Origin of the sequence: Arcobacter caeni (genome assembly GCF_003063245.1) — a bacterium.
GTDB classification, from domain to species: domain Bacteria; phylum Campylobacterota; class Campylobacteria; order Campylobacterales; family Arcobacteraceae; genus Aliarcobacter; species Aliarcobacter caeni.
Window position 1 is genome coordinate 109,163 of record NZ_MUXE01000003.1, and the last position, 20,412, is coordinate 129,574.

Annotated in this window: 19 protein-coding genes; 12 read left to right on the forward strand and 7 right to left on the reverse strand. The window is 26.9% G+C overall.

Annotated elements, in window-relative coordinates; translation table 11 throughout:
- Positions 1–193: 193 nt before the first annotated feature.
- From B0174_RS03030 to rsmA, 7 genes are read right to left on the reverse strand one after another with little or no spacing between them, the layout of a single operon-like run.
- Positions 194–1,597 (reverse strand): PhoH family protein, encoded by a 1,404-nt coding sequence (locus B0174_RS03030; RefSeq protein ID WP_108558175.1) that lies wholly within the window; start codon positions 1,595–1,597, stop codon positions 194–196.
- A complete protein-coding gene (gene hemJ / locus B0174_RS03035; protein WP_108558176.1) occupies positions 1,597–2,115 on the reverse strand; it encodes a protoporphyrinogen oxidase HemJ in 519 nt (172 codons plus the stop codon). Before hemJ ends, B0174_RS03030 begins: the two co-directional genes overlap by 1 nt.
- A gap of 1 nt (position 2,116) precedes the next feature.
- The gene (locus tag B0174_RS03040; RefSeq protein ID WP_108558177.1) at positions 2,117–3,307 is read right to left on the reverse strand and encodes a replication-associated recombination protein A; all 1,191 of its coding nucleotides are present in this window, start codon (positions 3,305–3,307) and stop codon (positions 2,117–2,119) included.
- Positions 3,291–4,097, reverse strand: a complete 807-nt coding sequence (locus B0174_RS03045) for a pseudouridine synthase (RefSeq protein WP_108558178.1) — start codon at positions 4,095–4,097, stop codon at positions 3,291–3,293. The genes B0174_RS03040 and B0174_RS03045 overlap by 17 nt, the downstream gene beginning before the upstream one ends.
- On the reverse strand, positions 4,094–5,056 hold the full coding sequence (locus B0174_RS03050; RefSeq protein WP_108558179.1) for a KpsF/GutQ family sugar-phosphate isomerase: 963 nt from the start codon (positions 5,054–5,056) through the stop codon (positions 4,094–4,096). Before B0174_RS03050 ends, B0174_RS03045 begins: the two co-directional genes overlap by 4 nt.
- Positions 5,057–5,065: 9 nt before the next feature.
- Complete coding sequence (locus B0174_RS03055; RefSeq protein WP_108558180.1) at positions 5,066–6,988, reverse strand: ribonuclease J; 1,923 nt, start codon at positions 6,986–6,988, stop codon at positions 5,066–5,068.
- A complete protein-coding gene (rsmA, locus tag B0174_RS03060; RefSeq protein WP_108558181.1) occupies positions 6,975–7,769 on the reverse strand; it encodes a 16S rRNA (adenine(1518)-N(6)/adenine(1519)-N(6))-dimethyltransferase RsmA in 795 nt (264 codons plus the stop codon). The genes B0174_RS03055 and rsmA overlap by 14 nt, the downstream gene beginning before the upstream one ends.
- Positions 7,770–7,842: 73 nt before the next feature.
- Here rsmA and hisF point away from each other — a divergent pair, with 73 nt between their 5' ends.
- The 12 genes from hisF (at position 7,843) to B0174_RS03120 (ending at position 20,390) form a co-directional block, all read left to right on the forward strand.
- Positions 7,843–8,604: an imidazole glycerol phosphate synthase subunit HisF gene (hisF, locus tag B0174_RS03065; protein WP_108558182.1), complete on the forward strand. Its 762-nt coding sequence runs from the start codon at positions 7,843–7,845 to the stop codon at positions 8,602–8,604.
- Between the two features lies 1 nt (position 8,605).
- Complete coding sequence (locus B0174_RS03070; protein WP_108558183.1) at positions 8,606–9,289, forward strand: SIMPL domain-containing protein; 684 nt, start codon at positions 8,606–8,608, stop codon at positions 9,287–9,289.
- Positions 9,286–9,822, forward strand: coding sequence for a phosphorylase family protein (locus B0174_RS03075; RefSeq protein WP_108558184.1), 537 nt, complete (start codon positions 9,286–9,288; stop codon positions 9,820–9,822). Before B0174_RS03070 ends, B0174_RS03075 begins: the two co-directional genes overlap by 4 nt.
- Before the next feature lie 22 nt (positions 9,823–9,844).
- The gene (rlmN, locus tag B0174_RS03080) at positions 9,845–10,927 is read left to right on the forward strand and encodes a 23S rRNA (adenine(2503)-C(2))-methyltransferase RlmN (protein WP_108558185.1); all 1,083 of its coding nucleotides are present in this window, start codon (positions 9,845–9,847) and stop codon (positions 10,925–10,927) included.
- A gap of 92 nt (positions 10,928–11,019) precedes the next feature.
- Positions 11,020–12,429, forward strand: coding sequence for a glutamate--tRNA ligase (gene gltX, locus B0174_RS03085; protein WP_108558186.1), 1,410 nt, complete (start codon positions 11,020–11,022; stop codon positions 12,427–12,429).
- 53 nt (positions 12,430–12,482) lie between these two features.
- Positions 12,483–12,749, forward strand: coding sequence for an RNA recognition motif domain-containing protein (locus tag B0174_RS03090; RefSeq protein WP_108558187.1), 267 nt, complete (start codon positions 12,483–12,485; stop codon positions 12,747–12,749).
- Between the two features lie 105 nt (positions 12,750–12,854).
- Positions 12,855–13,517 carry a response regulator transcription factor gene (locus tag B0174_RS03095; protein WP_108558188.1) on the forward strand — a complete coding sequence of 221 codons (663 nt, stop codon included), beginning with the start codon at positions 12,855–12,857 and terminating at the stop codon, positions 13,515–13,517.
- Positions 13,492–14,646 carry a sensor histidine kinase gene (locus B0174_RS03100; RefSeq protein WP_133174785.1) on the forward strand — a complete coding sequence of 385 codons (1,155 nt, stop codon included), beginning with the start codon at positions 13,492–13,494 and terminating at the stop codon, positions 14,644–14,646. The genes B0174_RS03095 and B0174_RS03100 overlap by 26 nt, the downstream gene beginning before the upstream one ends.
- Before the next feature lie 68 nt (positions 14,647–14,714).
- On the forward strand, positions 14,715–15,098 hold the full coding sequence (locus tag B0174_RS03105) for a FixH family protein (protein ID WP_108558189.1): 384 nt from the start codon (positions 14,715–14,717) through the stop codon (positions 15,096–15,098).
- Positions 15,098–16,288, forward strand: coding sequence for a TolC family protein (locus B0174_RS03110; RefSeq protein WP_108558190.1), 1,191 nt, complete (start codon positions 15,098–15,100; stop codon positions 16,286–16,288). Before B0174_RS03105 ends, B0174_RS03110 begins: the two co-directional genes overlap by 1 nt.
- Positions 16,285–17,289, forward strand: a complete 1,005-nt coding sequence (locus tag B0174_RS03115; protein ID WP_108558191.1) for an efflux RND transporter periplasmic adaptor subunit — start codon at positions 16,285–16,287, stop codon at positions 17,287–17,289. Before B0174_RS03110 ends, B0174_RS03115 begins: the two co-directional genes overlap by 4 nt.
- A gap of 2 nt (positions 17,290–17,291) precedes the next feature.
- On the forward strand, positions 17,292–20,390 hold the full coding sequence (locus B0174_RS03120) for an efflux RND transporter permease subunit (protein WP_108558192.1): 3,099 nt from the start codon (positions 17,292–17,294) through the stop codon (positions 20,388–20,390).
- The last annotated feature ends 22 nt before the right edge of the window (positions 20,391–20,412 follow it).

Genomic DNA, 20,412 nt, shown 5'->3' on the forward strand with positions numbered 1-20,412 from the left:
CCACTAAATAGACTTTTGTTGCTTAAATATTAAATAATATGATATTTAAAATTTGAATTTAAATGATATATCAATCTATTTAATTATAGATTTTCTTTAAAATAATTTAAAAGTTAATGTCTAATGGAGATTGATTTTAAAGATGAATTATATACATACTTATAATGATGTATATAATTCATTATTTTAGATATTATTTTGAGAAAATTTCTTCAGCCCACTCTGTAATTGGACCTCTAAGAACTTTTTGTAATTTAATTGCGTAAGTATTTACAAGGTTATTTTCATTTTTTGTAGATTTTAAAAGTGTTGTTAACGCATTTGTATATTTATTAACATAGAAGTTATCAATTTGTTTATTTGAACCAAGAACAACAACTTTGCAAGAACTATCAATTCTTGATAAAACCATTTGCATCGTTTTATTAGACATATTTTGTGCTTCATCAATTATTATAAATGCATTTGATAAAGTTCTTCCTCTCATTTCTCCAACCCACATAGTTTCAATTCCATAATTACTTATCATTTGCTCTATTCTTGCACTTACTTCACTATCATCAAGTTCTGCAACAACTAGCTCAGGATTTTTTTTATTTCTTTTTCTTTTATGTTCAGTTCTTATTATATAATCCAAACTATCCATTAAAGGATGATTATATATCTTGAATTTTTCTTCAAGTCCTGGTAAATAACCAACATCTTCACCTTTATCAAGTGATTCAATTGAGTTTCTAATATATATTATTTTTTGAAAAGACTTTTGTCTAACGAGTTTTAAAGCACCACTAAGGGCTAAAAGAGTTTTTCCTGAACCAGCCTTTGCTTCAACAATTAAAACATTGTACAGAGGATTTAAAATAGCATCACTAAAGAAAAGTTGTTCTTTATTTAATGGTGTAATTATTTGATCTCTTATTTCTTCTTCATTTAGTAAATTTATTCTTTTATTTTGAATATTTGCTAATAAAACTTGATCTGATGATTTAACTTTGAAACAATAAGAAAAATTGTAAGGTTTATATTCTTTATCAAATTTCTTAATTTCTTGATTGTTTAAAAATTCTAAATCCTCAAAATTTATCGATATATCCTTAGTAAATTCAAATTCAAATACATCTTTATCTTTACCAACTAAAGCATCAGTTTTTATATCAAGTGAGATGGCTCTTGTTCTAGCCATTATATCAAGAGATAAAAATTCAACTTGATTTTTGTAATAAGAATTTGCAAAACTTGCAATTTCAAGAATCTTTCTATCATTAATTATATTTGGTGATACATTTCTAATATTTACTTCATACTCTTCTTTTGAAATAATATCTATAAATGTATTTTTCTCATTTATTTTTAATCTAATGATTTTATATAAATCTTTTTTAATTGACTCAAGAATAATTGCATTTTCAAGAATCCTAGCAAATTCTCTTGCTTGAAAGTTTATTTCTTCATAACCACTTTTTTTTGTATCAATCTCATCCAAAACAGTTTCTGCAAGAATAATAATATTATGTCCATCTTGAGAAAGTTTAAAAATATTCGTAGCATCTTCAAGTAAAATATTTGTATCTAAAATATAGTATTTCTCAAAGTTCATTATTTAACCTTTTTTGGTTTCATTATTACATAAGAAATATATGCAAAGAGTATAATAATAATTGATGTAAAAATTAATGAGAATGACTTTGTAATAACATATCCAACAATAAGTATTGCTAACATTGTTGGCATTTCATTATACATTCTAAAAAATTTCCCACTCTTTTTACAAATATCATGGTTTAATTCTTTTCTATATTTTTCAAGAGAAAAAGAATAAATAATAAGTAAAAGTAAAGCTGATAATTTTGCATACATCCAAGGATTTACACTAAAATTTAATAAAACTGGATTTAATGTAAGCATTGTAATACCACTTAATATTGTGGCCCACATTGCAGGTGCTCCAATATATTTATATATTTTAAATTCTTGAATCTTTACTATTTCAACATATTCTTTTTTATCAATATTTTCTACATGATAAACGAATAATCTAGGTAGATAAAAAAGCATTGCCATCCAAGACATAAAAGCTACCACATGAAAAGTTAAAATCCAAGTGTAATATTCCATTTTAAACCTCTTTTTTATTTTTTATTTTGTTTAGCCATTCATTTAAAGTTTTTTCAAAACCAATGTTAGAATTTTGATAAAGTTCTAAATCTTCCTTTAGATATTCTTGTTCTACATATCCACCAAAATCATGGGGGTATAAATAGCCTATATGCTCTGAATCAAGATGTTTTGGAATATCTAGTATATTACCAGCTTTTATCTCTTGTAGAGCTTTATTAATGCCTTTATATGCACTGTTAGATTTTGGACTCGATGCTAGATAGATTGCACACTGAGAAAGTATAATTCTTGATTCTGGATAACCAATTTTATTACAAGCAGTCATTGTATTTACAGCTAGATTTAAAGCATTTGGATTTGCATTTCCAATATCTTCACTTGCAAAAATTACCAATCTTCTTGTAATAAAATCTACACTTTCTCCACCATTTATTAATCTACTCATATAATAAAGCGCTGCATCAACATTTGAACCTCTTAAAGATTTAATCATAGCACTTGCTAAATCATAATGAGTATCAGAAGATGAAACTCCATCTCCTATTACATTTTCTCTTAACTCTCTTAATAAACTCACATCAATATTTTTTGATACTTTATATGCAAAGTTTAGAAGTGTAAGCATTGCTCTGGCATCTCCTGAACTTGAAGTAATCAAGTATTCTAAAGCAAGAGCTTCAATATTTATTTCTATATCTCTCAAAGCAATATAAAGTATTTTATGCATCTCTTCTTTTGTAAAAGCTTTAAATTCATATAAAAAAGATCTTGAACGAATCGCAGATGTTAATGTAAAAAATGGATTTTCTGTACTGGCTCCAATTATTATTGCATCATAATTTTCCATAATTGGAAGAAGAACTTCTTGTTGATTTTTAGAAAGTCTATGAACTTCATCAATAAAAATTAAAGGCTTAATCAAACTGCCTTTATATTTATCAAATACTTTTCGCAAGTCTTCAACTTTTATACTTGTAGCATTAAAATAAAAATAATCTGTATTGATTTCTTTTGCAATGATTTTTGCTAATGTAGTTTTCCCAGTTCCAGGTTTTCCATAGAAAAATAAATGTGGAATATCTTTTTGTTTGATTAGTTTATAAAGTGCTTTATCTTTTGCGATAATATGAGATTGACCAACAAAATTATCTAAATTTGTTGGTCTTAGTTTGTTAGAGAGGTCTATCATCTTCGTTCATAAAGATTCTAAGGTTTTTGTATTCTTCTTTTGTTAAAAATCTTGTTTTCCCTGTTGGAAGATTATTTAAAGATATTCCACCATATTCTAATCTTTTTAAATCAAGTACATCAAGTCCAAAGTGTGCAAAAAATCTTCTTAATTCCCTATTTTTACCCTCTGAAATAACAACTTTTATTTTAGAGAATTTTTCTGAATTTGTTAATATATCATAAGCTAAAAAAGGTGCAAAACTCATAGATTTGATTTTACTATTTTTAAATGCACCAGAAGTTGCATCTTCCATTTCTATACCATTTTGCATAGCTTGTTCAACAGGTTTTGTAATAATACCATTTACTTTTATTTTATAAACTCTTTCTAAATCAGAATGCATTAAAGAATCAACAATTTTAACACTATCAGATAAAAGTAATAAACCCTCACTTGCATAGTCAAGTCTTCCAACACTTAAAAAGTGTTTGTATTTATGATCAAGTGAATCATAAATAGTTTTTCTACCTTGAGGATCTTTTTTAGAAACGATTTCACCTTTTGGTTTATTATAAACAATTACTGTACTTATTCTAGTTTTATCTTCTCTAATTGTTTTTTTACCAATATGAACTTCATCACTATTTGATACTTTTGTTGCAAGATTTGTTACAACTTTACCATTAACTTTTACTCTACCCTCTTCTATTAGCTTATCAGCTTCTCTTCTTGAGTAATTACTATTGTGAGATAAAAATTTATTTAATCTTACTAATTCTTCTTGTGTTTCTTCTATTTTCTTTTTCATTTTATACCAGCTTCAATTAAATCATGAATATGCAATACACCAACTAATTTATCATTTTCATCAGTTACAATTAATAGTTGGATTTTATAATCTTCTATTATTTGTAGTGCATCACTTGCTAAAAGCTCTTTATTATTTAATCTTTTTGGATTTTTTGTAGCTATTTCTTCTACTTTACAATCCATCGAAAAATTATCGTTCATTAAAGCTCGTCTTAAATCTCCATCACTCAAAAGTGCAATTACTTTTTTATTTTCATCTTCAATAATTACACTTCCAAGTCTTCCTTCACTCATTACTAAAATTGCATCTTTTAGTTTTGTTTCACGTGAAACAACAGGAAGATTATCTTTTCGTAATAAATCATCAACTTTAACAAAAAGTTTCTTACCCAAACTTCCACCTGGATGAAAAGATGCAAAATCTTCTTTTTTAAAGTTTCTTTTTTTCATTAAACAAACAGCTAATGCATCACCCATTGCCATTGTTAAAGTGGTAGAAGACATTGGCGCTGCATCAAGAGGGCAACCCTCTTTTTCTACATTGATATTTATAAAAACATCTGCATATTTTGCAAGTGTTGATTCAGGATTTCTAGCCATTGCAATTAAAGGAATATTAAATCTTTTTAAATGAGGAAGAATTTGAACTAATTCATCACTTTCTCCACTATATGAAATTCCCAAAACAATATCTTCTTTCCCTACCATTCCTAAATCACCATGCATGGCTTCTGTTGGATGAAGAAAAAATGAACTTGTACCAGTACTTGCAAGTGTTGCTGCAATTTTTGTTCCAACAAGACCAGATTTACCAACACCTGTAACAATAAGTTTACCTTTTGAATTTATAATTAAATCAATAGCTTTTTCAATATCAAAAGAGACAAGAGTAGCTGCTTTTTCTAGCTCTTTTGCCTCAGTTAATAAAACATCTTTTACTATTTGCTTAAAATCCATTTTTATTCCTTATTGAACGAAGATTGTTGGAACTATCATTGGGTATTTTTTATATTTTCTTGTACAATGTTTTCTTACTACTTTTCTTAACTCATCTTCTAAAATTCTACTATTTTTTAAAATTCCAGGTTTAATATTTTCCAAGAATACAGTTAATAAGTCTTCAATTTCTTTTGCAAAGAATTTATCTTGTTTATCAGGAACTAATCCAAATGATGTAACTTTTGGTCTTTGAGCCATTGTTCTATCATCTTCGTTTATTTGTGCAACAATCATAACAACACCTTCATTTGCCATTGTTTGTCTATCTAAAATAACATCATCTGAAATTTTATGATTTAATTGATTATCAATATAAACTTTCCCTGTTTTAACAGTTTTTACTTTTTTAAGATATTTTGGAGTAACTTCAATTTGTTCACCATCACTCATAATATAAACATTTCGCTCTAGTACACCACAATCAATTCCAGTTTGTCCATGTTTTAAAGCATGATTATATTCACCATGAACTGGTAAAAAGAATTTTGGTTTAACAAGTCTAAGCATTAATTTTTGCTCTTCTTGAGCAGCGTGTCCAGAAACATGAATATCTGGATAATCTTGATATGCAACTTTAGCACCAGCTTTTAAAAGATGATTTATAATTCCAGAAACACTTCCTTCATTTCCAGGAATTGCTTTTGCAGAAAGAATAATTTGGTCATCTGGCTTGATTTTAATGTGTCTATGTTCGTGAATTGCCATTCTATATAAAGCTGACATTGATTCACCTTGACTTCCAGTTGTTACAATTAAAACTTCATTGTCATTATATTTATTTACTTCATGTGCATCAATAAATTGATCTTTAGGAAATTTAATATATCCAAGGCTCATTGCTAATTCAAGATTTTTTTCCATTGATCTTCCAATTACACAGATTTTTCTATTGTAATTTAAAGCTCTTTCAATTGCTTGCGAAACTCTATGAATATTTGAAGAAAAAGTTGACATAAGAACTCTTCCTTTTGCATTTTGAAATATTCTATCAAAAGTAGGTCCAACTGTTTTTTCAGTTCTTGTAAATCCTGGTGAATGCGAATTTGTTGAATCTGATGTTAAAACTAAAACACCCTCTTCTCCATAATGTGCAATTCTATGTAAATCTGTTGGAAAACCATCAATTGGAGTATGATCTATTTTAAAATCTCCCGTATGAATCATAGTACCAGCTGCTGTTTTAACAGCAATACATGATGAATCAATGATAGAGTGAGTAACATGCATCCATTCAACTTCAAACTCATTTCCAATTTTTATAGGAGTTCTTTTTTGAATAGCTCTAAAATAACCTCTGTGTTCTCTCATTTTATGTTCATCAAATTTTGAACCAATCATTTCTAAAGGTAAAGAAGTTCCATAAACAGGAAATTGCATTTCTTTAAATAAATATGGCATTGCCCCAATATGATCTTCATGCCCATGAGTAATAATAATACCAACGATTTTTTCTTTTATTTCTCTAATATAAGTAAAATCTGGAATTAAAATATCAACACCATGCATATTTTCATCAGGGAAACTCATTCCAACATCAACAATAATTGCTTCGTTTTCAGTTTCAATAACCATCATATTTCCACCAATCTCACCTAATCCTCCAAGTGGAGTAATTTTAAGTTTGGCATTAGTATTTAGGTTTAATTTATAATGAGGATTTAATCTATCTCTATGTATTTTTTCGTTGATTAAATAAGCTTTTTTTAGATCAGTAATCCAACCTTCACCTTTTACTTGTTGTATTGCATTAGGATCTCTTGCTACTTTTGGTTTAGGCTTTCTTTTTTTGAAAGGTTTTTTAATTTCGCCCTCTATATTTTCTGGAGCAGTTTCATTTTGATTAGCTTCATTGCTAACAACAGCTTGTTCTTCTTTGTTAATTTCTTCCATCTTTTACCCTTGTATGCATTTGGCTATACAAAGATGAACTTACTTCATGAGGTCTAACATTATCATTAATATTTAATTCTTTATAAATCTCAAAGATTGTATCTTTTGATAATACAGAAGTAAGATTTTTAGAAAGTTTTTTTCTAGGCTGTACGAAACAGGCTTTCAAAAACTTATTAAAATCTTTATCAAGGTATTTATCCATATCTTTTTTGATATAAAGAATTGAAGATATTATCTTTGGAGGTGGATCAAAAGATTCAGGTGGAACATCAAAAAGTATTTTTGAATCAACGCTAATTAATTCTGTAATAATACCTAATGATGAATAGTCTTTATCATTAACTTTCGCAGTAAATTTTTCTGCTACCTCTTTTTGAACCATTACAATAATGTGTTCACAATTTTTATCTTCAAATGCTCTTAATATAATGTTTGTTGCAATATAGTATGGTAAATTTGCAATTAAGTCATATTTACCATCATGTAAGGTTTTTTGCTTATCCCAAGCAACTAAAACATCTGTGTGAATCAGTTTTAGTTTACCCTCTTCTATTTGTATTGCGAACTTAGACTTTAAGACACTAATTAAATCAGTATCAACTTCATAAGCAGTCATATCTTTGTACTTGACTAAATTTTTGGTCAAATCACCTAATCCAGGCCCAATTTCAACCATATAATTATTGTTGTTGGGCATCGATTGGATGATTTTATCCAAAATAGTTGTATCTCTTAAAAAGTTTTGTCCGTATTTCTTTTTTGCTTTTACTTTTTCCATAATTGCAAGGAGTATATCTGCTTTTAACTTACAATTAGATAAGATAATATTTAGTTATTAAGAAGGATTATATTTGAGTAGTTTTGCAAAAAGAATAATACCGTGTTTAGATGTTGATAATGGAAGAGTTGTAAAAGGTGTAAATTTTGTTGGATTACGAGATGCAGGTGATCCTGTTGAAGTTGCAAAACGATATAACGCTGAGGGAGCTGATGAGCTTACTTTTTTAGATATTACAGCTAGTCATGAAAATAGAGGGACTATTGTTGATATTGTAAAAAAAGTTGCTCAAGAAGTTTTTATTCCTTTAACTGTTGGTGGAGGAATTCGAAAACTAGAAGATATTTATGCCCTACTTAATGTTGGTTGTGACAAAGTTTCTATTAATTCATCAGCTGTTTCAAATCCAAATTTAATAAATGAAAGCTCAAAAAGATTTGGTTCACAATGTATCGTGGTTGCCATTGATGTAAAAAGAGTTGCTGATGGTTCATATCATGTTTTTGTAAAAGGTGGACGAGAAGATACAGGACTTGATGCACTAACTTGGGCAAAAGAAGTTACAAATAGAGGTGCTGGTGAAATACTTTTAACTTCTATGGATACAGATGGTGCAAAAACTGGATTTGAATTAAATATTACTGGACAAATCTCAAAACTTGTAGATATTCCAGTAATCGCAAGTGGAGGCGCTGGAACTATGGAACATATAAAAGAAGCTTTTGAATGTGGTGCCAGTGCTGCGTTAGCTGCTTCAATTTTTCACTTCAAAGAAATAGATATTATGGACTTAAAAAGATATTTAAGAGCAAATAATATTCCAGTTAGGATATAAAATGAAAAAGTTATTACCAATACTACTTTTACCAATTTTAGGATTTTCTTATGAATTAAATTTTAATAAAAACTTTTCAAAAGTTGTAAATCCTGATTTACTAACGACAAATATAACAATTAGTGTTGAAAAAAAAGATGAAAATAAAGTTAATATTGAAATTGAAAAGTTTAATGATTTTATAAAAAAAGCGAATGATATAGTTCTAAAAAATGGAAGTTTTACATTAAGTCCAAAATATAAATATCATGATAACAAACAAGAATTTGCAGGATATATTGGAAATTTAAGATATTTAGCTGAATCAAAAAATGCAAAAGATTTAAACAGTTTTATGGATAAATTAATTTCAATAAAAGATAATATAAAATCAGATGATGTAAACCTGAATATTTCAAATGTATCATGGAACACAAGCGATGATTTACAAAATAAAAGCTTTGATGATTTAAGATTAGAGGCTATAAATTGGATAGATAGTTATTCGAAATCTTTATCAAATACTATTACAAAACAATGTGAAGTTTCAAAAATAAATATTTTTGAAACAAATACTGGAAATGTAGTTTATGCAAGAACTGAAATGGCATATTCAAGTATGCAAAAATCAATAGCAGATGTTACACCAATAAGTAGTGAACAAAACATAACTATAAACCCAAATTTTATTTTGGAGTGTAAATGATTATATGTGCTGGAAGAAATGAAACATTTGCTTTTGCTCACCCTATTGGGGTGGGTTTGATTGAATCTGCTATAAACCTTACAAGAATGTGTTTATTTGATAAACCAGATTTTTTACTTTTTGTTGGAAGTGCTGGCTCTTATGGTGAGCATCAAATATTTGATATTGTTGAATCAAAAAGAGCATCAAATATTGAGCTTGGATTTTTAAGTCAAAGTGCATATACTCCACTTGATAATGTTTTAGAATCTGAAAATAAATTTGCAAGAAATGATACTATTGTAAACTCTTCAAACTATATATCAACAAATGAAGAATTATGTAAAGAGTTTAAAGAGTATGGAGTAGGAATTGAAAATATGGAATTTTTTTCAATTTTAAGTGTTGCAAAAGAGTTTGAAATACCAGTTGCTGGAATATTCGTAATAACAAACTATACAAATGAAAATGCCCATGAAGATTTTATGAAAAATCATGAAGAAGCTATGGAAAAATTAACAAAATATTTACTTGAAAAAAATATAATAAAATAAATAAAATACTGGATAAATTATAATGGCAAAAGAGGGATTACCATCTATTTACGATTACACATTAGATGAATTAAAAGAAAGATTAAAACCATCATTTAGAGCAAAACAAGTTTATAATTGGCTTTATAAAAAGTATGCAAACTCTTATGATGAGATGAAAAATATACCAAAAGAATTAAAAGAAGATTTAGAGGCAAACTATCCAATTGATGTAATGCAAATCATTAAAAAAGAACAAAGTAGTGATGGAAGTATAAAATATCTTTTTAAATTAAGAGACAATTTAACTGTTGAAGCTGTTTTACTTTTAATGAAAGAAAAGAAAAAAGATGAAGATGGAAATATAATTAGAAGTGAAAAATACACAGTTTGTGTTTCATCTCAAGTTGGATGTAAAGTTGGATGTAGTTTTTGTTTAACAGCAAAAGGTGGATTTGTACGGAATCTTACAGTTGGAGAATATATAGCTCAAATTGTAAATATAAAAAGAGATAATGATATAGCTGAAAACAAAGCTCTAAATATCGTTTATATGGGAATGGGTGAACCTTTAGATAACTTTGATAACTTTGTAAAAGCTGTTGAGATTTTCTCTGAACTTGATGGTTTAGCAATTAGTAAAAGAAGACAAACTGTTTCAACTTCAGGAATTGCAAGTAAAATCAAAAAGCTAGGTGAAAAAGATTTAGGAATACAACTAGCTATTTCTCTTCATGCTGTTGATGATGAGCTTAGAAGTGAACTTATTCCTATGAATAAAGCTTATAATATTGCAACAATTATTGAAGCTGTTAAAGCCTTTCCAGTTGATACTAGAAAAAAAGTTATGTTTGAATATCTTGTAATTAAAAATAAAAATGATTCACTAGAAGCTGCTAAAAAACTTGTGAGCTTATTAAATGGAATACAAGCAAAAGTAAATCTTATTTATTTTAATCCATATCCAGGAACAACATACGAAAGACCTACTGTTGAAGGAATGTTACAATTTAAAGACTTTTTAAACCAAAAAGGTGTTATCTGTACAATAAGAGAGTCAAAAGGTCTTGATATTAGTGCTGCTTGTGGGCAGCTAAAGGAGAAAGAAGCAAATGGGAATTCTTGAAATTTCATTACTTGTATTTATAGCAATTGTAGCAATAGTAACAGGCGTAGGATTTTATATACAAAACAAAAAAGAAGAGGAGAAATAATTTAATGGCAATTACAAGATTTGCACCAAGTCCAACAGGATATTTACATATTGGTGGGCTAAGAACATCACTTTACAACTATTTATGGGCTAGAAAAACAAATGGTGAATTTAGATTAAGAATTGAAGATACAGATACAGCAAGAAACAATGAAGAAGCTATGAAAGCAATCATTAGTGCATTTGAATGGGTTGGGTTAAATTATGATGGTGAAGTATTTTATCAATCAAAAAGAACAGATATTTATAAAGTTTATATTGATAAGCTTTTAGAAAATGGGAATGCATATAAATGTTATATGAGTAGAGATGAACTGGATAGCTTAAGAGCTTCTCAAGAAGCTGCGAAACAAAATCCAAGATATGATGGAACATGGCGACCAGAAGCTGGAAAAATCTTACCTAAAATCCCAGCAGATGTAGAACCTGTAATTAGAATCAAAGCTCCAACATCTGGAACTATTGAATTTGAAGATGGTGTAAAAGGTTCTATGAAATTCGATGCTAATCAAGTAGATGATTTTGTAATTGCAAGAAGTAATGGAATGCCAACATATAACTTTGTTGTGGCTATTGATGATGCTTTAATGAATATGACAGATGTAATCAGAGGTGATGACCACCTTTCAAATACACCAAAACAAATTGTTGTTTATAATGCTTTAGGATTTAAAGTTCCTAAGTTTTATCATGTGCCTATGATTAATAATCCATCAGGGAAAAAACTATCAAAAAGAGATGGTGCAATGGATGTTATGGATTACAAAAATCTAGGATATTTACCAGAAGCATTACTTAACTTTTTAGTAAGACTTGGTTGGTCAAATGGTGACCAAGAAATTTTCTCAATGGATGAAATGTTAGAGTTATTTGATCCATCAAATATCAATAAATCATCATCTTCTTATAATGGTGAAAAATTATTGTGGTTAAATAGTGAATATATAAAAGCTGTTTCAAATGATAGATTAATTGAAGAATTAAAGTTTTTTGATTTAGATTTATCTCATCACCCTAAAAAAACAGAACTTTTAGATTTATCAAAACAAAGAGCTCAAACTGTTGTTGAATTAAAAAAATCTATTACTGATATTTTAGATATTCCAACTTATTATGAAGAAAATGGCGTTAAAAAATTTGTAAAAGAAGATACAAAAGATTTCTTAGAAAAATATCTTGAATTGTTAGAAAAAAATAAGGAAGACTTATACAATATTGAAAATGTAGAAGCAATTACAAAACCATTTATTCATGAGTTTGGCTTAAAATTTCCACAACTATTTCAACCTATAAGAATAGCCTTAACAGGTGGAACACAAGCACCTTCTGTTTATGATATTATCGCAATATTAGGTTTCAATGAAGTTTCTTCTAGGCTAAAAGAAGCCTTAAAAAGAAATTTCCAAAATACTTGATTATTTAATAATAATCTGGCATAATAACTATACATTTACAAAGGACAGAATAGATGAATATTTATGTAGGTAATTTATCATATAGAATGAATGATAAAGAGTTAGAAGAAGTTTTCACAAAGTTTGGTGCAGTAAAAAGTGCAAAAGTTATCATGGATAGAGAAACAGGAAAATCTAAAGGTTTTGGTTTCATTGAAATGGAAGACTCAGCAGCTGGAACTAAAGCAATCGAAGCTTTAAACGGAAATGAAAATGAAGGTAGAACTTTAAGAGTTAATGAAGCACAACCTAGAGCTGAAAAACCAAGAAGACAATTCTAATCTAAAAAAGTAGTGGTTTACTTTATAATCACTACTTCCTTTTTATACAAATAAAATAATCAAAAACACTTTCTTTTTTATGTTATAATTTTTTCAAGGATTATTATGAAAATATTATTATTAGAAGATGATTTAATACTTAATGAAATTATAGAAGAACATCTGAAGTCTCAAGAATATGAAGTTATAACCGTTTTTACGGGATTAGAAGCACAAGATTTATTATACAGCCAAAAATTCGATTTATTACTTTTAGATGTAAATGTTCCTATTCTTAGTGGTTTTGAATTATTAAAAGAATTAAGACAAAAAGAGATTTATACTCCAGCTATATTTTTAACCTCTCTAAATCAAGTAGATGATATTGAAAAAGGATTTAAATCTGGTTGTGACGACTACATAAAAAAACCCTTTGAACTTAAAGAGTTAGATATTAGAATAAATAATATCAAACGACTCTTTTTGATAAATCCAAATAACTTAATTGAAATATCAAAAGATATATTTTTAGATAAAAAAAATCTTATGATTAAAAAAGAACAAAATCACATACATATAACCAAAAAAGAGTGTGAAGTTTTAGAATATTTAATGAATAATAACACTAAAGTAGTAAGTATTAATGAACTTAGTTTAAATGTTTGGGCTTATGAAGAAACACCGATTTCATCAACAATTAGAACATATATTAAGAATCTTCGCAAGATATTAGGCGATGAATATATAATAAATTTAAGAGGAGTTGGTTATCGATTTAACAAGCAGTGAAAAAAGCACATATCTTAGATTTTTATTATTATATTTAGGTTCTTCTTTTGTTTTAATGGTATTTATTGCTATTCTTTATTACCAAAATGAAAAGATACTTTATTATGATTTAACTAAATCAAATATGCAAAATGAAGTCTCAAAAATCTCATCTTCAATTATACTTTCTCACATGAGTGGAAATGAATTTAATAAAAATGAATTATTAAAAAAGAAAGATTATAAAATCTCATTTTATGATAAAAATAAAAATAAAATATTTGGAAATCTTGATGAAGATATTGATTTTTCAAATAAGATTATTGAAACAAAAAATAGTTTTATTTTAGTTGATGATTCTGTTTTAGGGCATTTGGATATATATTATATTGCTTTAAAAGAGAATAGATATTTTAAAGCAATAGAAAAATTAGAATTAAATATCATAGGTATATTTTTTGTTATTTATTTAATTATTGCAATTATTGGGTTCTATTTAGCAAGGTTATTTTTAAAACCAATAAAAGATGAAAGATTAAAACTAAATAACTTTATAAAAGATACAACTCACGAATTAAATACTCCAATAAGTGCTATTTTAATGTCAACTGAAAATGAAAATTTAAGTGAAAAACAAATAGAAAGAGTAAAAATAAGTGCAAGAAGAATCTCAGAAATTTATAATGATTTGACCTATTTATTTTTAGAAAATAAAGAAGCAATTAAAAATATTCAAGAGTTTAATTTGAAAGATTTGATAAGTGAGCAAATGCAATATTTAGAACTTATGTCATCAAAAAAGAAAATTATTATAAATAAAAAAATAGAAGATTTTGATTATAAAATCAATAAAGATGATTTTATTAGGATTTTCAATAACCTAGTTTCAAATGCGATAAAATATAATAAAATAGCAGGGGAAATAGATATTTCACTAAAAAATAATATTTTAAAAATAACAGATTCTGGAATAGGAATAGAAAAAGATAAAATAAATGATATTTATAAACGATATTTTAGAGCTACAAATGAACAAGGTGGTTTTGGAATAGGTCTAAATATTGTAAGTCATATTTGCAATTTTTACAAAATAAAAATCACAGTTGAATCAAAAATAAATGAAGGAACAACTTTTACTTTAATCTTTTAGTTTTCTACACACAAACTCCCCACAAAAAAAATAAAATACTCTTAATTTAATATCCAAGGAGTATTTCAATGCAAAAAATAATCAAAATAGTTTTAGGACTTTTCCTTACATTTACTTTTCTAAATGCAGAACTTTTAGAGCAAAATGGGCAAAAAGATGGATACGAAGTAATATTAAAATCATCAAAAGCTTTAGTTGTAGGAAGTAATGAACTTGTGATTTCATTATCAAAAGATTCAAAAGTTGTAGAAACAGCAAAAGTAAAAGCAAAGTTTTTTATGCCTGAAATGCCAGGAATGCCTTATATGGAATCTGAGGATAATGCAACTTTTGTTGATGGAATTTATAAAATGAATATTAATATTCCAATGGGTGGAACATGGCAATATCAATTAAAATTTAAAACAAATGATGGCGTTGTTCATACTGTTAAAGGTAGTGTGAATTTATAATGTTAAAAATATTACTAAGCACATTTTTTGTGAGTTCACTTTTAAGTGCTGTTACAATTGATGAGTTGGTAAAAAATAGTTTTGAAAAAAACTATGATTTGAAAAGTATAAATAAATCAATAAAAGTAGCAGAAGAACAAATAAAAGTTTCTAAAAATTGGGAAAATCCAATGCTTGCTTTTAAAGTAAATAATATTGGATTTAATAAACCTTTATCAAATCAAAAAGAGTATGGAGTTGAACTTTCTCAAGTTATTCCTATTGGGAATAAACTTGATATTGAAGAGAATATTGCTATAAAAGATAAAAATATCGAGATATTTAATCTAGAAGATAAAAAACTGGAGTTGGAATCAAAAATATATGAGTATTCATATAATATTTTGATTTTAGAAAAACGATATAAACTTATAGAAAATTATCAAAAAAACATAGAGAAACTAGAAGAGTTAAATACTTCTTTGTATAAATACCAAAAAACTTCTTTAAATGAAGTTCTAAAAACAAAAATATCATATTTGGATTTGAAACTTGAACTTGAAAATTTAAAAACAAAAATTGATAATTTATATTTGAATTTAGAACAAATAACATATGAAAAAATCCAAAATATAGATGAATTTCTGAATATAAAAGAGATAAATAAAACTCAAATAAATCAAGAACTTTTTAATACTCATCCAAAAATAAAAGTGTTAGAAGAAAATAGTTTAAAATACAAAAATATGGCATCTCTTGAAGAAGCAAAAAAATACTCAAATATAACTTTAAGTGTTGAATATATGCAAAATGATGAACAAGATTATGGAAATTTAACGGTTGGTATTCCACTTCCTTTATATAAAACTGAAAATACAAATGCTTTAAAAGCCAAAATGAACTCAAATGAAACAAACGATAGATTAGGTAGTTATTTGCATAATTTATCTTTGCAAACTGATGTTTATTTAAATAATTTAAATCAAAGTGTTAGAAATTATAAATTAATTCAAAAAGAGATAATTCCTCTTAAACAAAAAATCCAAGAAAATATAGAAAATTACAATAGTTTTGAGCTGATAAAACCACAAGAAAGCATAGAAAATCTAAATGAATTAATAATTTATGAAACAAAAGCTTTGGATGAAGCTTTGAAATATTATGAAAGTTATTCACAACTTTTATATTTTACAAATAAAGGTATAAAATGATTAAAAATATAGTTTTTATCGCCCTACTTTTTAATGGGTTTTTACAAGCACAAATTATAGATGCAAAACAGTTATTTAATAAAAAAATGACAAAAGTAACAAAAGAAGAAGTTGTTGTAAACAAAAGTTTTTATGGAATTACAAAAATAGATGAATCATCTTTGGTTGATATTGTAAGTAGATTTGATGGATATGTCACAAAACTAAATGCTAATAAAAAATATATGACTATAAAAAAAGGTGAACCTTTATATTGGGTATATTCCCAAGAAATTTTAAGTATTCAAAATGAACTTCAAGTTGCAAAAAATTTTAATCAAAATATTTATCAAAGTACATTATCAAAACTTGATAATTTGGATATTTCAAAAAGTGAACAAGAAAAAATAAAAGCTGGAAAAATAAATTCAAATGGTGCGGTGGTTACTTCTTCTATAAATGGTTTATTAATGGAAAAAAATATAAACCAATCAAGTGCTATAAATAAAGGAAATATGCTTTTGCAAATGGCAAGTTTAGACAAAATCTGGTTTATAGCATCTGTTTATCAAAGTGATTTAGAGTATATAAAAAAAGATAAAGAAGCAAATATAAATATAGATGGAATTAATGAAAAGCTAAATTCGAAAGTAGATTTTGTTTACCCAATTTTTGATGAAAAAACAAAAACAGTTGATGTTAGATTTGTTTTAGAAAATAAAGATTTAAAACTACTTCCAAGTATGTTTGGAAAAGTTGATATAAGTGTTAAAAAAGATGTTATGTTGACTCTACCAAAAACAGCAGTTCTAAAAAAAGCGGATAGTTTTTATGTTTTTATAGCTTTAGAAAATGGAGATTTTGAACCTAAAAAAATAGATGCAAAAAGAATTTCTTCAAACAAATATGAAATAATAGGTGGTTTAAAAGAAAATGATGAAGTTATAAATAACGCCCTATTTTTACTTGATTCTGATGCTGTAACAAATGCACTTTATGAATCTGATAAAGAGGATTGGTAATAATGGTTGAAAGTATAATCTCATATAGTATAAGAAACAAATTTTTAGTACTATTTTTAATCGCTATTTTAACAATAGCATCTTTTTGGGCTGTAAAAAATACAAATTTGGATGCCCTTCCAGATTTGTCACCTCCTCAAGTTATTCTTCAAGTTGAATGGAGTAATCAAAGTCCTAAAACTATTGAAGAACAAATATCTTATCCTTTGATTTCGAATTTAATGAGTTTGCCAAATATTCAAACAGTTCGTGCGATGACATCATTTTCAAGTGCAATGATTTATATTATATTTAAAGATGGAACAGATAATTATGATTCAAGAAGTAGAGTTTTGGAGCAACTTTCAACGCTTCAAGGAACATTTCCTGTAGGTTCAAGTGTACAATTAGGTCCTGATGCTTCAGGTGTTGGTTGGGCTTATGAATATGCTTTGAAATCTAATACTAAAAGTTTAGAAGAATTACGAACTTTACAAGATTATTATTTTAAATATGCGCTTTTGGGTGTTGATGGAGTTAGTGAAATAGCGTCAATTGGTGGATATGTAAAAAACTATGAGATAACTCTAAATCAAGATAAATTGGTTCAATATGATTTAAATATAAATGAAATAAAAGAGATTATTCAAAAAAACAATAGTGATAACGGTGGAAGAATTATTTTAGAAAATGGTTATGAACAAATTATCACTGCTCGTGGTTACTTAAAATCTGTAAGTGATATTGAAAATATCACTATTAAAACTCTAAATAATATCCCATTAAAAATAAAAGATATAGCTGATGTTAATATAACTTCAAAAGATAGACGAGGTATGGCTGAATTAAATGGTCAAGGTGAGACGATAGGAGGGATTGTAATAGTTCGGCAAGGAGAAAATCCTTATTCAGTTATAAAGGCTGTAAAAGAGAAATTAGCCACATTAAATGTTCCTGATGTAGAAGTTGTAGAAGTTTATGATAGAAGTTCACTAATAGATAAAGCAATTGATACTTTAAAAGGTACTTTATTTGAAGAATCAATTATTGTAGCTATTATTGCAACGCTATTTTTGTTTCATTTTAGATCTGCTTTGATTATTATAATAACTCTTCCAATAACGGTGTTAATTAGCTTTTTACTTATGAAAGCTTTTGGAATTGGCTCAAACATTATGAGTTTAGGTGGAATTGCAATAGCAATTGGAGCAATGGTTGATGCAACAATTGTAATGGTTGAAAATGCCCATAAATATCTGCAAGGAAAAGAAAATATTTCAAATGAAGAAAGAATTGAAATAATCATAAAATCAGCAAAACAAGTAGGTCGTCCAATATTTTTTGCTTTAGTTTTAGTTGTTGTTTCATTTTTTCCTATTTTTGCATTAACAGGTCAAGAAGGAAGACTTTTTACTCCTTTAGCATTTACAAAATCTTTTGCGATGTTAACGGGAGCTATTTTATCTATCACTTTAGTTCCTATTTTGATGATTTTTTTAATTCGTGGCAAAATCATGGCTGAAGATAAAAATATCTTAAATAAGTTTTTTATAAATATATATTCGCCATTTCTAAAAATGGCTTTGAAATTAAGATATTTAATCGTAGGTATTTATCTTGTTGTAATTGTTTTTGCTTATAGTGTTTATGAAAAACAAAATTGGGAATTTATGCCCATGATGAACGAACAAACTTTTATGTATATGCCAGTAACTCCTTATGGAATTAGTATTGATATGGCAAAAGAGTTGGCTTTGAAAACAAATATTGTAATCAAATCATTTCCAGAAGTACAAACAGCTTTCGCAAAAGTTGGACGAGCTTTAAGTGCTACAGATCCTGCTCCTCTTGCGATGATTGAAACAATAATTACATTTAAACCTCAAAATGAGTGGAGAGAGGGAATGACATATAAAAAATTAATGGAAGAAATGAATGAAAAACTTCAAATTCCAGGACTTATAAATTCATGGACTTATCCAATACGAGGTCGAATAGATATGCTTTTAACAGGTATTCGGACTCCTTTAGGAATAAAACTTTATGGAAATGAACACAAAACATTAGAAGAAACAGCAAAACAAATAGAGCAAAAATTAAGAAAATATGAGGGAACTTTATCAGTTTCATCTGATAAAGTAAATTCTGGATATTACTTGAATATTCAAATAAATGATGAAATGATTTCAAGATATGGAATAAATAAAAATGATGTTTTAGAAACCATTTCTTTAGGAGTTGGTGGAACTCAAATCTCAACTTTTTTGGATAAATTAGAAAGATACCCAATAACTCTAAGATTTGAAGCAAATCAAAGAGAAGATTTAACTGTATTAGAAAATCTTCAAATCAAAACAAATCTAGGTTTTCAACCTTTACGATTATTTGCAAATCTAAAATATGAAGAAGGACCATCTGTTATATCGTCTGAAAAAGCATTAAATGTAAATTTCATTTATATAACTCCCAAAGAAAATATTTCTATAAAACAATATAAAGATGAAGCAAACAAATTATTAAAAGAGATAAAGTTACCAAGTGGTTACTATTTTGAATGGTCTGGACAAAGTGAATATTTAGAACGAGCAATGGAGAGATTACTTTATATTATTCCTTTAACTTTTATGCTTATATTTATTTTGATATATTTAGCTCTAAAAAATATGACATATACATTGATTATATTTTTCACTTTACCATTTGCATTAAGTGGTGGAATAATATATTTAGATTATTTAAATTTTAATATATCAATTGCTGTTGTTGTAGGATTTTTAGCCCTTTTAGGAGTTGCCTCTGAAACTTCTATTGTAATGCTTGTTTATTTAAATGAAGCAATGATTGAATTAAAACAAAATTGTTTAAATATAACAAAAGAAGAAATAGCAAAAGCTATTTATAAAGGTGCTGTTTTGAGACTTCGTCCAAAACTAATGACTTTGTTTACAATTTTAGGTGGATTAATTCCTATTATGTATATTCACGGGGTTGGAAGTGAAGTTATGCAAAGAATTGCAGCACCAATGATTGGAGGAATGGTTACTTCAACTTTTTTAACTCTTATAATAATTCCAGCAATATTTTATATTGTTAGTATAAGAAATAACATTTCTACACAGTAATTAAACAAAAATGATATAGAAT

Coding starts and splice junctions, on each gene's coding strand:
- rsmA (WP_108558181.1), bottom strand. CDS start 7,769: ATGGAAAAAGTAAAAGCAAAAAAGAAATACGGACAAAACTTTTTAAGA.
- B0174_RS03095 (WP_108558188.1), top strand. CDS start 12,855: ATGAAAATATTATTATTAGAAGATGATTTAATACTTAATGAAATTATA.
- B0174_RS03055 (WP_108558180.1), bottom strand. CDS start 6,988: ATGGAAGAAATTAACAAAGAAGAACAAGCTGTTGTTAGCAATGAAGCT.
- B0174_RS03070 (WP_108558183.1), top strand. CDS start 8,606: ATGAAAAAGTTATTACCAATACTACTTTTACCAATTTTAGGATTTTCT.
- B0174_RS03075 (WP_108558184.1), top strand. CDS start 9,286: ATGATTATATGTGCTGGAAGAAATGAAACATTTGCTTTTGCTCACCCT.
- B0174_RS03120 (WP_108558192.1), top strand. CDS start 17,292: ATGGTTGAAAGTATAATCTCATATAGTATAAGAAACAAATTTTTAGTA.
- rlmN (WP_108558185.1), top strand. CDS start 9,845: ATGGCAAAAGAGGGATTACCATCTATTTACGATTACACATTAGATGAA.
- B0174_RS03110 (WP_108558190.1), top strand. CDS start 15,098: ATGTTAAAAATATTACTAAGCACATTTTTTGTGAGTTCACTTTTAAGT.
- B0174_RS03040 (WP_108558177.1), bottom strand. CDS start 3,307: ATGATAGACCTCTCTAACAAACTAAGACCAACAAATTTAGATAATTTT.
- gltX (WP_108558186.1), top strand. CDS start 11,020: ATGGCAATTACAAGATTTGCACCAAGTCCAACAGGATATTTACATATT.
- hemJ (WP_108558176.1), bottom strand. CDS start 2,115: ATGGAATATTACACTTGGATTTTAACTTTTCATGTGGTAGCTTTTATG.
- B0174_RS03105 (WP_108558189.1), top strand. CDS start 14,715: ATGCAAAAAATAATCAAAATAGTTTTAGGACTTTTCCTTACATTTACT.
- B0174_RS03045 (WP_108558178.1), bottom strand. CDS start 4,097: ATGAAAAAGAAAATAGAAGAAACACAAGAAGAATTAGTAAGATTAAAT.
- B0174_RS03090 (WP_108558187.1), top strand. CDS start 12,483: ATGAATATTTATGTAGGTAATTTATCATATAGAATGAATGATAAAGAG.
- B0174_RS03030 (WP_108558175.1), bottom strand. CDS start 1,597: ATGAACTTTGAGAAATACTATATTTTAGATACAAATATTTTACTTGAA.
- B0174_RS03050 (WP_108558179.1), bottom strand. CDS start 5,056: ATGGATTTTAAGCAAATAGTAAAAGATGTTTTATTAACTGAGGCAAAA.
- B0174_RS03115 (WP_108558191.1), top strand. CDS start 16,285: ATGATTAAAAATATAGTTTTTATCGCCCTACTTTTTAATGGGTTTTTA.